Genomic DNA, 12951 nt, shown 5'->3' with positions numbered 1-12951 from the left:
AACAAATAATTGCTTGTATTGCGATGTGCATTCCCAGATGTGCAGTACATCCTGCTCTTTTTTGTCTATTACCACGCCGCCGGACCTTCTATGTACCTTCATTAAAAACTGTCAGTCTGATTCCTATATATCACTCAATGAGTAACGTTCCCTAGTATTGAGATGTTTATTCTCATATCAACAGTCCTTTCTCCCTTAGTGAGCGAAAGTATACTTCTGAAATTTTAGCTGCGCCTCCTTAAGTTTAAAAATCGCGTCAACTAAGTACTATAAATCTCTCAGTGAATAGCAAGACCTAGTTTCAAAATCAGCGCCTTGGCGATATGCACAGTATTCGAAGCGAAACGTAATAGGCTGCGTTGTTCAAAGGAAGGTTTTTTTGATGAAGGAATAGTTAACGCATAGCATCATATTTTCAGAATACCGCATTACTTGGCACATGTGTTGTGCAATGCACTGCGTTGTTTTTATTCAAAAATCCCTGCCAGGAAAAATAATGCTGCTTATCCTGTTGCGATGCTATATGAGATATTGATTAGCCTAAGTCCCTTAGGTTATCCCCAGGATTGCAAAAGAGGATCTCAGAGATAGTCATCATATCTGAAAAAATACAGTAATTAATTAATGGTGTTCACTAGGTGAAAAAACCGGTGCTGTTGAGGAAAACTAGCGGGTAGTCTCATCTGTATCTATGCATCTATGATCTGCTCCCAGGTAGGTAATATGACCGTAATGGCCACAGCGCTTAATCGGAGTATTAGTCTATTAGACGCTGCTGAATACTTCTCATAGCGCCTAACAATCGTCTTGCTAGAGGATAACGAGTCAAATACTCTACTTTATTCAACAAGGCATTAAGGATAGTGCAGATATGCATTTTCGCACCATAACCCGCATAGTGGGTCTTCTTGTCATTTTATTTTCCGTGACCATGATTATTCCTGGTTTGGTAGCCTTAATCTATCGGGACGGTGCTGGCAGCGCATTCGCAAAGACATTTTTTTTCGCGCAGACTATTGGGCTCGTATTGTGGCTACCTAACCGTTGCCAGAAAAGCAAATTAAAATCTAGAGAAGGATTTTTCATTGTGGTCTTATTTTGGACCGTCTTAGGTAGCGTAGGCGCTTTACCGTTTTTGTTTTCCGCACATCCCAATGTATCGGTGACTAATGCTTTTTTTGAATCATTTTCAGGGCTAACTACTACAGGCGCTACCGTACTGGTTGAGCTAGACACCTTACCCCACGCAATTTTATTTTACCGGCAAATGCTGCAGTGGTTTGGGGGCATGGGGATTATTGTTTTGGCCGTGGCAATTTTACCAATGCTTGGCGTTGGCGGCATGCAGCTCTATCGTGCGGAAATGCCAAGCCCTCTAAAAGAGAATAGAATACGTCCGCGTATTGCAGAAACTGCTAAGACCCTATGGCTTCTCTATCTTGCGTTGACGATTGCTTGCGCGTTAGCGCTGTGGGTGGCTGGTATGCCAGCCTTCGACGCGATAGGCCACAGCTTTTCTACGATTGCGATTGGCGGCTTTTCCACCCATGATGCGAGCATCGGTTATTATTGTAGCCCGCTTATCAATACAATTGTCGCTGTCTTTTTACTGATATCGGGTTGCAACTACGGTTTACATTTCGCCGCTCTGAGCAGCCACACGTTACAAGTCTACTGGAGAGATACTGAATTTCGCATGTTTATTGCGGTACATTTAACGCTGGTGGCGGTCTGCATTTTGATTCTATGGCGCTACAATGTATACGATTCGAGCATGCAAACGCTGAACCAGGCGTTCTTTCAGGTAGTATCGATAGCGACTACAGCTGGATTTACTACCGACAGTATTGCCCATTGGCCCCTGTTTTTGCCGATATTACTTCTTTTTTCAGCATTTATAGGTGGCTGCGCTGGTTCTGCCGGCGGCGGATTAAAAGTGGTGCGCATCCTACTACTATACTTACAAGGCTCGCGAGAACTTAAGCGTTTAGTACATCCTAACGCCGTTTACATTATTAAATTAGGGCACCAGGCGCTGCCAGAGCGGATGCTGGATGCGGTGTGGGGGTTTTTTTCTGCTTATGTGCTGGTGTTTTTTCTTAGTATGCTCGCAGTAATTGCCACCAGCGTCGATAATTTTTCTGCGTTTTCAGCGGTAGCGGCAACGCTTAACAACCTTGGTCTCGGTTTAGGGGTCGTAGCTGATAATTTTACCCCCATGAATACAATGGCCAAGTGGATTCTTATTCTGACAATGCTGTTCGGGCGTCTCGAGGTATTTACTTTATTGCTCTTGTTTACGCCAACTTTTTGGCGAGAGTGAGAGTGTGTTAAAGCAGCCAATAATATACCGTCGGTCTTGTGATGCGTGTGTTCTCTATAATGTAGAATTATGACGTTATCCCCTATAAGAACGCCGGGCACCAACAACGATCATTGTTTTTTCTAACACCTATATGAAAGAAGTCATGCTCCTCATACTTTATACAACAAATTAGTATCCAGAGAGTAGCATTTAGAACATGCTTTCTAAAAATGCGATTCTTTCAAAGAAAGGTGAAGAAGTGATTTTCTTGACCACGATCCGCATGACGAGTGTCTATGCAGCGTATTGTTAGCGATCATCCTGCATAACGCTACGAAGCTTTTTATTTGCTGTACACCAACACTCAGGAGATAAAAAGTCAGCGGTTCTGTCCCGTTACATTACGCGATTGCATTATAAATTATCCTTTTGATTAAAAGGGAGGTGGCTCGATATATCTGCAAACCAATATCTGAATCCGGGCTGGGAATAGGCCGGCGTAAATGCTCACTATAACAGAAGATCTCTGCCTGATTTCGAGGGGCGTCCTGATGTGTTTTACTGCGCATGTCTATTCATCCCCTTCCGACAACGCTACCTGCTTACCGGGGAAATGCGAAATGTGCACTTTATGCCAAGTGTTGCGATAGAATAGATCGATACTCTCCAAATGATACCGATGCTGATTGAAGCGAAAACGTCCAGATTACGACAATCGATATGCATAACTTAGTTATAAAATGCTACTATTAGAGCGCGCGCTGGATTGATAATAATCGCTACATGACAGATTGCGGAGGGGCTATAGAGTTTATCTGGTGTCGGTATCGACATGCGTCATAGAAAGTAGTGGGTAACATAAGAGATCATTGCATTCAGTATGGTGTTATCGTAGGCATTGCTTTTCTGAAGATACATCTGGCGATCAGGTTAACAACTCGTTACGCCAGGCCAAGGCTAATAATTGATTGCGATAGCGATTATGTTTTAGCGGCTCATGGTGATTGATCCTGTCCATCGACGGGGATAGGTTAGATCAATAGCGTCTAGAGGAATTGAATCGACCCCCTGATAGGGGTGTGTTTACGTCAAGTACGGTTCCGACAGATTTAATCAGCTCTATGGATTGTGAAGTAACTTCACTTTGCCTGTCGTCGCTTCACAGGCTTTCGCATAGCTTGCAGGTTAGCACACCTATATCCTTCCGGGCTTGCGCTCATGCTGAAGTGGTTGTGTGGGTGTGCATTAGATCAGATTTCGGTAACTCTGCATCATAGCGTCTAGCAGCTCATTATGCACCTCACGCACTTGGCCTATCTTCCAATTCACACGATCATCTAGCATTTTCAGTCGTGCCTCACCCCAACCCCAACTAGTAACTAACTGTGTCAAGATTTCACGGCGCCAGGGAGCGCCTGTTGGATCCTTCGATAATTTTTCGCACACTTTCAGATAAAAGCAGCGTCGCACCATATCTAGACGCCGCATGTCGTTTATTTGGGTTAGGTAATATGTTAGCCGTTCTAACATCATGCAGTAGGGATCGAGTCCGAAAGAAACAATTTCTCCGTCATGTAGACGCTGTTTACTCTTCATCGCCAGCAGTTCAGTATGGGGAGACTCCCAGGAGTAGGCCTCTAGAAGCAGTGTTTTCATTACTGCCTTGTAAGGTGAGTCAATGCTTTTATATAATTGCCAAAGGCTGGCACCGAAATACTCTTCCACTGATAAGGGGCCGAGTCCGCCCAAATCGAGCCACTCGTTTGGTGTTAGTGCGCCGCGGGAGTACAGCGATAAAACATATTCGTCGTAATGAGTCTCTTCGGCGCCCGGCACCATGTTCCATAAAATACGCTTACCGCCCATCCGAACGGCAGTTCGATAGAATTCATCCAGAAGAAGGATGTGCTGGGTAGCGCTACAGTCCTCATCGCCCCCACTCCCGCTTTTTTTATGGCGAAAACGGTTTTCATCTATCAAGAATAAGTTGACGTCTACGCCCTGGCGTATTGCCCACTGCTCTAGTAAATCACACTTGCGCTGCAATTGAGCACGTTCTGCTTTATCCAACCAGGACTGGTGGCATACCCAGATGTCAAGATCAGAATTTGCATTCTGTCCTATAGAAGAGGTGCTGCCCATAGAATAAACGCCCGTGATCGGCCGTTCGCTACTATCCGGGGGTGCTATCACTGTTCCAGCCTGGCGACTGATATTGTCAAGCAAGGCGCTATGAGTTGCTGCGGGAGAATAAAAACAGATTCCGTGGGGCACATTACCGTCCAGGTAGCCCGGAAGCATTGAGTGATGAAAATGTAGTAAAATTGACAGTAGACTGTACACTTTTTGAAAGTCCGGCCCCATGGCCGCCAACGCGCGATCCACCCGCAGTTGGTTAATCGCATCTAGTCTCTGTTGCAAGGTCTGGATGTAGAAGCGCAAGACGTCTGTTTTGATTACCCCGGTCTGTTAGAGAAACTTATTTCTTACCCGAGACGGCGTACTGAAGTGGCGGCTTTATAGACCGGCGCATGCTGAAAATGTGCTAAATTTAACATCTCATTGATGGACCGTAAAGGAAAGTTAAGAAACATCTCATAGAGCATAATACTTTCCTTAAGAGTAGATTGTTATTCCTTTTTTCCTTTCAAGTTTGCTCAATCGCCTTGAAAAATGATAGTTTGTACTATTGGTGTTATGATTATTTGTGAATAGCCACATTGGTACTGACTATGCAAGACAATCTCATCAGAATTGCCACCCGTCAGAGCCCCCTAGCTCTTTGTCAGGCGGCGTACGTGCGAGATGCATTGCTGCGACATCACCCTCATTTGCAAGTTCCCTTGGTGCCTCTAGTCACCCGCGGCGACACGATCCTAGACACCCCGCTGGCAACGATCGGCGGCAAGGGATTATTTATGAAGGAATTGGAATGGGCGCTGATGGAACAGCGCGCTGATATTGCCGTGCATTCGATGAAGGATCTCACCATATCTTTTCCTGATGGCCTTGGAGTTTGTGTACTGTGCGAGCGCGGTAATCCCCGCGACGCCTTTGTTAGCCCACGCTATCCTAGTCTTGATGCGCTGCCGTCTGGCGCGATTATCGGTACTTCAAGTTTGCGCAGGCAGTGTCAGCTTCGCGCTCGCCGTCCTGATCTTCAGCTACGCGATCTGCGAGGCAATATTGGCACTCGGTTAGCGAAACTCGATCGAGGCGATTTTGATGCGGTTATTTTAGCGGTCGCTGGCTTAGAGCGCCTAGGTCTGGGGGATCGCATTCGTCAGGCTATCGATCCGGCCGATTTCCTGCCGGCGATCGGCCAAGGGGCGCTTGGCATCGAATGTCGGCTGGATAACATCAACACGTTAGCACTACTGGCTCCGCTTCATCATAGGGACACTGCCTTGTGCGTGGGCGCTGAACGCGCAATGAACGGCCGTTTACAGGGCGGGTGCCAGGTGCCTCTAGGCAGTTATGCTGTGCTAGATGGCGATGAAGTATGGCTTCGTGCTCTAGTGGGGTCGCCGGACGGTAGTATCGTCATCCGTACTGAAGGGCGCGTGCCGATAGAGCAGGCAGAGCAGCTTGGCCTACGCCTGGCCGAGGAGCTGCTGGATCGCGGCGCCCGGACCATTTTGGCTCAAGTGTATCATGCTCAAGAGCCGCAATGAGCATTTTAGTCACCCGACCAGCACCTGCAGGTGAACAGCTGGTGCGGAAGCTTCACGCTCGAGGAAAAACCGCGTGGCACCTGCCGCTTATCAACTTTACCCCAGGGTATGATTTACCGCATCTTCCGCAACGGCTCGCTGATTTATCTTCCGGCGATTTACTCTTTATCGTCTCACAGCATGCAATCAACTACGCCCACCCCTGGCTAACACAGAAGGGCGTCAGTTGGCCCGACGAATTGCAGTATTATGCCGTAGGGCGCAGTACTAGCTTACGGCTGTATACACTCATTGGATTGCGGGTTAGCTACCCCGATAAGGGAGAAACCAGCGAGGATTTGCTTCGACTGCCCGCGCTAGAGCGCATCAATGGTAAGCGCGCGCTAATCCTACGTGGTAATGGTGGTCGGGAGGTACTCGAACAGACTTTGCGTCAGCGCGGCGTGCAGACTACCTATTGCGAATGCTATCGTCGAAGTCCAATACATTATGATGGCGAAGAGCAGGGGCGGCGTATTCGAATGCTGGGCATAGATACACTGGTGATAACCAGTGGTGAAATGTTACAACAATTTTATACTTTAATGCCGACATATTATTGTCGAGCCTGGCTGACGCAATGCCGTCTGATAGTAGTGAGCAAACGTTTAGCCATACTTGCTCATCAATTGGGATGGACAGACATAGTAGTGGCGAATGCAGCAGACAACGATGCATTGATGCGTGTATTGCTCTAAATTTATTAATGATATATCTAAAGATAACAGATGTACGTGATTCCTTCGATCCCGACGGATAGGTTAAACAAAAGGCCGATGATCTACATGCATGCAGATTGCCGATCATTAGAGCAGAGCTTTGTGCAACCCAGCTCCAATAAGGAGATGCCCTTCCCCGACGGGAAGCAACGCAGGAGCACCCAGAAAAGATAACTACTAACGTAGATACGATCGTTACTAAAAAAGTAATGACTATATTCTAGCGCTTGCTTCTTATGTTGTTAAGTGTACATAAACGAAAAGAAAGTGTTGATACGCGCACCCAGGTGCGACAGATGTAAAGTCATCGATACTATATAAGTGACTATATGTGGCTTGCTCAGCAGAAAGCACTTACCTTCTGCCAGAAGGATTGATTGAATAAAATAGAGCGCGCAAGGTCTGCAGAGCCAGCCGTAGGTGTTGTTTCGTAAAGCGGATCATGCGCGGCATTCTTTAGTAGAAGTGCTTTCAAGCGGTATGCGCAGGACTATCAACTAGCCTACCGGCGCGCACTATCGTCACATAGACTTAGAGATAACACTCAGAAGTGTTTGAAACCGAACAAGGGGAGTTTTAGATCTATAGGGCTTGCAAATCACCTCATATATAGATACGGTGTTGAATAAACAAAGACTTTAGATCAGCAGCGGATGGGCTGCTTAGAGATATCGCTGTAAATTTATCGCTGATGAGAAAGAAAACATTTAACGTTACTGGCGGGTCTACGTAGAACCAGACCCTAGAGCTGCGCTCGACTTTGACAAACTAGATGCATGAGTTAAGCATCCCTGCATCGAAAGAGGATACTTTTGGGAGATAACGTGCCCAACTACTATACATCTCAGCTATTGCATCAACATATTATTAATGATACGAAAAGTTTTCGACCTTTCGTACGAGTTTGTAGAAATACCTCTGTTGACTCGATTTTTACACTTAATTAAGTGACCACTAAGACGCCCAGATTATGCTAGGATTAGGAATCAAAAAAAAGACAATATCGCTTAGTATGCACATAATAACATATTCTGAAATAACTGATTTATTCATTACTAATAACGGGCTGATAATGTTTTGTGTAGGAGCACAATAATTCCGCTAAAGGGTGTCTAAAAAACGGGACATAACCTAAGCTGATATCTAGCGGTTGCGTGCGCTATGCATAAAATTTTCTTTGCAGATTTCTGGCATCATAGTGCTATTGCTGCAGTGGGCTTGTCATTTATTTTATCCGCATTCGATCGGTTTTTATAAAACCAAGAAATCCGAAAATAAGAGAGTCGTCGACTGACTATGTTCATGAAACACGTTATTGTTATGATCTCTTATTTAGGAAGGAATATCGCTACCGAGTGTGCCGTGGTGGGGTATGCAATATTTAGTGCCATTCCCTGCTATCCGAGCACCATCACATGACTGCAGTGCGGTATCTGAGCCGCGCTCATGATCTTTAGGAAAAGATAGTAGGCGATCACATGCCTCTTTACTAGCGTAGAAAATTCGGTTTCCGTTCCAAATATTTTTGGGTCGCTCCTCTGAGTCTGAGGTACTATTGAGTCACCATATAATTCACAGGAAGTCGAGGCGACGGCAACAGTCACGGCACTGAGCCGTAGTACTCGGGTAGAAAAGGGGACACAGTGTCCGCAGCACTAATAATAGCCTGACTAGCGACCATAGACAATGAGCTCTACTTGCTTCAAAAAATCACGTGAAGCTTTCTAGTTAAAATTTCAAATAATTTTTCGACCAGCCAAGCTTTCTGCTTAAAGTATTGAAATAATTATAATCTTTTGGATGAATTAAATCGAGATAGTGCTCACTTCGGCGGATAAAAATCTCTTCACCCTCCTGTATAGGCAAAGCTATCTGACTATCACAGCTAATTTTGAGAGCCGGGGTTCGTTGAGAAAACTTTAAGCGTATAGTACTACTGCCGTGAATAACTAACGGACGTGAGGAGAGGCTATGCGGGAACATTGGTACTAGCGCGATCGCATCCACTGGCGGCGTTAGTATTGGTCCACCCGCAGAGAGGGAATACGCCGTAGATCCGGTTGGTGTGGCGATGATCAGGCCATCAGAACGTTGAGAAAACGCAAAAGCGTCATCAATATACACTTCGAACTTAATCATATGCGCCACTTTGTCAGGATGCAAGACCACCTCGTTAATGGCGCGGCTTAGCCGCCCGCAGACATTGTCTCGGTAGGCCTGCACTTCGAGCAAGAAGCGTTTTTCCGTACGAAAGTGCCCCGCTAGTACGTCGGATAATTGCATAAGCGCTGAGTCGGGATCTAGGTCGGTTAAAAAACCAAGAGCTCCCCGGTTGATGCCAATAACTTTGATATCATAATCCGCTAATATGCGCGCTGCGCTCAGCATGTTACCATCACCACCTACCACGATCGCTAGATCGGCTTTCTGGCCAATATCGGCCACACTACCTTTTATAGCCTGATTCAACATCAGATCGTGGGCGATCTGATTTTCTATAATTACTTGATATAGTTTCTCTTTCAGCCAGTGGTAAAGAATTTCATGAATGGCGAGTCCATTCAAGTGACGCGGATGTCCGATGATGCCGATAGTGTGAAAGGGGGTAGTCATTTGATTGTTTCGCCCTGACGTATTTTTACAAGCTTCATTATGCGTCATCTATTGAATCCCTACTATTCATCCCCATAATAATCGGACTAGGGAGAATAATACTGAACCGCGGAGAACGCTCATTATGAGTAGTAAAGAAGAGAACACCCTTGACGAACAAGTCTCACAAGAGACTGATCTAGAGCAAGAGCAGAAAGCGGAAGCGATACTAGAAACGCCTTCTATCTTAGACCCGAGAGACGAGCGTATTTTGGAACTAGAAGCCGCTCTTTCCCAAACGCAACAGCGCGAGCGCGATAACGTGCTACGCGCTAAAGCGGAAATAGAAAACGTGCGCCGCCGAAGTGAGCAGGATGTTGAGAAAGCCCATAAGTTTGCGCTCGAACGTTTTTCTGTGGAACTATTACCGGTGATCGATAACTTGGAGCGCGCGCTAGTTATGTTGGACAAAAACAATAGCGAGTTAGCGGCAACTATTGAAGGAATTGAACTGACACTGAAAGCATTTCTGGATACCTTAAGTAAGTTCGGTCTTGATGTGGTGGGCGATACGCGCGTCCCGTTTAGTCCCGACATACATCAAGCAATGACCCTGATGGAGTCTGACGAATACGAGCCCAATCAAGTGATGAGGGTGATGCAAAAAGGCTATACGCTTCATGGCCGCCTGATCCGACCCGCGATGGTTGTGGTATCAAAAGCAAAAAGCTGATAGTGCTGCTTTCAAAGAGATATGAGAGAGAAAAGCCAGATGAAATAGTGTAACTTAACGATCAGGAGATTCATAATCATACGTTATATTATCACATTCTCGCGCTATGTCTTGTAAAGACGCCCATAATGTGTTACCTACCTTACTTTTTTATCTTGTCGTTGACGCGACCCGGTTATGTGTTTCTTTGGGCCCTGAGGACCACAAGAACACTATCTTTTTTTACTAATTAGATGCGCAGAGAAGGATTCAGCCACCGTTAAATGACTATTAGCGCTGGCATCCAATCGATAGGCTTTTGGTCTTGGTGTTGTAGCAGGAGATTAGTTCGGGAAAAATGATCACAGCCAAAGAAGCCGCGCGGTGCAGAAAGAGGAGAAGGATGCGCTGCTTTAAGCACATAGTGCCGTTTAGGGTCAATGATCTTTTTTTTTGCCTGAGCACGAGAACCCCACAGTAAAAACACGATTCCCTCACGGTATGTATTCAGTATTTGAATGACCTGATCCGTAAAAGTTTCCCAACCTAGATGGGCATGGGAATGGGCCTTTCCTGCTTCCACGGTCAGCACGGTATTGAGCAACATGACGCCTTGTTCCGTCCAGCTCTGTAGACAGCCATGTTTAGGCATGGAAAAGCCGGGGATGCTCCTAGCAAGTTCTTTATAGATATTGAGCAATGAAGGCGGTACGGGGACGTGTGGTTTTACGGAAAAAGCGAGGCCATGGGCCTGATTGGGGCCGTGATACGGATCTTGGCCGAGGATTACTACTTTTACCGCATTCAACTCCGTGAAACGTAAAGCATTAAATACATCCTTTTTCGGTGGATAGACAATAATGCCCTTTGCGCGTTCCCTGGCGACAAAAGCCAGCGTTTCCTGAAAGTAAGGCAGGTTTTTTTCTTTCTCGAGAGTATGACTCCAGGTGAGTATTTTTGTCATCATAGACTCTATGATCGTGGCTAGAAGTGTGAAGTTTAACTGATTCTCTCTTTTGGTAAAATCTTTTCTTATTGACGGCAGAGAAAACATTCCCTGCGTTAGTGGTATGCAGCAAAGTTTTTAAGGATACATAAAAATCATAATTTTGCATAATCACGTCTCTATTTTTTGAAAGATATTGCCTGCACTCTTTTGCCAGCAGGTTGCTTGGGAAATCGTTAGTGCTAGAGATGAGTCTTACGATATTTTTAGGTAAATCAGAAAGTCATAGAGACAAGAACCAATGTTGCAAGAAAAGCGCTTATAGACTATTTCTAGTTGCTGAATGAGCCGAATGAGTGCCCCGTGGTCTGTCATGCATTGCTGTTGATGCATGGGATTTAGTAGTCTCCATGAGTGATCTAAAGAACGTTTATGACCGTGCAATACTGTGCAGGCATTAAGAGGATTCATCTTGAGTGCAAGGCGAGTCTGAATCGCAATATTATGTGCTATTAGATGTTGTTTTTTAAGGAAGACATTGTCTGTTTTTAATGCAGTGCGCTAGTGTATTGCTTAAACGTACAAGTATGTTATTGAGCCCTTAGGAAGGAGTTGCAGATGCGCCCGTTTTTTTGCAAGTTAGCAAAATATTTCTATATACGCCGGGAACAGCGTGCAGCATACTTTATGCTGTAATCCAGGCGCGTTTTTTGGTTATTACCAACGCCTCGCCTCCGGGCACATCTAAATCACCTAAAATCAGATGATCATTCGAACGTGTATTGACTCCGAACAGGGTTTTCTGCAAAGCATGAGGGCTGGTGCAATAATTAACGGCTTTTATCTAAGCATCATGCATGCTGTTCTCAGCTGCTACTATTTTATCGTGTAGGTGTGCTCATAGTAAAAAGATGGAAGATATGCTATGCACTGCCGTGATGGGGCGCGCCGCTTTATTTCTCCCTGAAGGAAGCATCATAACATATATGTGTATTGCAAGCATCATTAGCTGACGCCTTCCGGATCTACCGGTGAGGAGTTGTTTTATTAAACTCAGAAAAGCACATGCATTGTTTAGCAGTTCATATGTGCGATAAATCTATATAAATGATTGCATATGTCTGCCTATCTACTGTCATATGCATCTTACACCTGAATAATGAATTTGTTGAGCCCATGCTACCGGGGTGTCCTGTCTTCTGGAACTGTAACGTATACAGCTAAGTGTCATCAGGTATTACTCCGGAATTGCATTGCATGTTTTCACATTCTTATTCAGCAAACTGTCATCGTAGGTTTGACTTCTCAAATCATAGTACGCAAATTTTAGCTCCACCTTCAATTATTTTACATATGCAGTCAATGCGATCCTATCCAGTCCCAAGCGCGAAAAATTATATCCTCTTTTCATTCTCACTAAAGAGCTTATAACGCTTATATGACCACTTTGATGGATAACAGCGATTCTGAGTAAAAACCATCTTTAGCTCTTTTGAAAAGCGGTTTCTTTTATCCAGTGAGCAGTAGAATATAGCTGATGCGTCTATTTACTCCGTTAGAGTAATCCCCTGCCTGAGAGCGGGTTTTCATTTTCCATGCATTAATCCACATCATTAGCGATGTCATAAACATTATTAATTATAATATATGTAGTAAGCCTGAAGCAGCAATTGCCTAATATGCACTTTTCAAGAAAGCCGTTGAGACACTAAAGATCAACCCATCTTCTGTCTTTCAGCCAAAATCGTTCTTTCATTATCTTAAATAGGCCTCTCGTAAATCATGGGGCGCTCAGATCACCTCACAGTATAGTCTTTTTACCTGGCCCACCACAGCTTCTTTTACCTATGGCGATGGTGAAGACGGATAGCATCCTTGACTAATAATCACAGCTCTTAAATACAAGGACAGCGTTTACTGAAGTTGCTAGACTAAATAAAAGCACTATAAATCAAAGCTTTTGA

6 protein-coding genes and 1 pseudogene are annotated in these 12951 nt (G+C 45.0%); 4 read left to right on the top strand and 3 right to left on the bottom strand.

The features are described 5' to 3' along the window. The first annotated feature begins 871 nt into the window (after positions 1-871). Complete coding sequence (trkH, locus tag A359_RS01715; protein ID WP_014888113.1) at positions 872-2323, top strand: Trk system potassium transporter TrkH; 1452 nt, start codon at positions 872-874, stop codon at positions 2321-2323. A 430-nt stretch (positions 2324-2753) separates the two neighbouring features. Here trkH and A359_RS04560 read toward each other — a convergent pair. Continuing rightward, a pseudogene (locus A359_RS04560) lies at positions 2754-4747 on the bottom strand (class I adenylate cyclase); the annotation flags it as partial. A gap of 290 nt (positions 4748-5037) precedes the next feature. Between A359_RS04560 and hemC the strand changes: the two are divergent. Together hemC and hemD are read left to right on the top strand one after the other, a co-directional pair. Then, positions 5038-5979 carry a hydroxymethylbilane synthase gene (hemC, locus tag A359_RS01705; protein WP_014888109.1) on the top strand — a complete coding sequence of 314 codons (942 nt, stop codon included), beginning with the start codon at positions 5038-5040 and terminating at the stop codon, positions 5977-5979. Beyond that, positions 5976-6716 (top strand): uroporphyrinogen-III synthase, encoded by a 741-nt coding sequence (gene hemD, locus A359_RS01700; protein ID WP_014888108.1) that lies wholly within the window; start codon positions 5976-5978, stop codon positions 6714-6716. Before hemC ends, hemD begins: the two co-directional genes overlap by 4 nt. A 1749-nt stretch (positions 6717-8465) precedes the next feature. Here hemD and nadK read toward each other — a convergent pair. Beyond that, a complete protein-coding gene (gene nadK, locus A359_RS01695) occupies positions 8466-9350 on the bottom strand; it encodes an NAD(+) kinase (protein WP_044104710.1) in 885 nt (294 codons plus the stop codon). Positions 9351-9474: 124 nt separating this feature from the next. On the opposite strand from nadK, the gene grpE reads away from it, so the two are divergent. Further along, the gene (grpE, locus tag A359_RS01690; RefSeq protein ID WP_014888106.1) at positions 9475-10062 is read left to right on the top strand and encodes a nucleotide exchange factor GrpE; all 588 of its coding nucleotides are present in this window, start codon (positions 9475-9477) and stop codon (positions 10060-10062) included. 259 nt (positions 10063-10321) lie between these two features. Here the strand turns inward: grpE and ung are convergent, their stop codons facing one another. Beyond that, a complete protein-coding gene (ung, locus tag A359_RS01685; RefSeq protein ID WP_014888105.1) occupies positions 10322-11005 on the bottom strand; it encodes a uracil-DNA glycosylase in 684 nt (227 codons plus the stop codon). Positions 11006-12951: the final 1946 nt, after the last annotated feature.

Source organism: secondary endosymbiont of Ctenarytaina eucalypti (assembly GCF_000287335.1).
Classification (GTDB): Bacteria; Pseudomonadota; Gammaproteobacteria; order Enterobacterales; family Enterobacteriaceae.
Note: the sequence above shows the minus strand (reverse complement) of the source record. Positions and strands in the feature narration are given on the sequence as shown.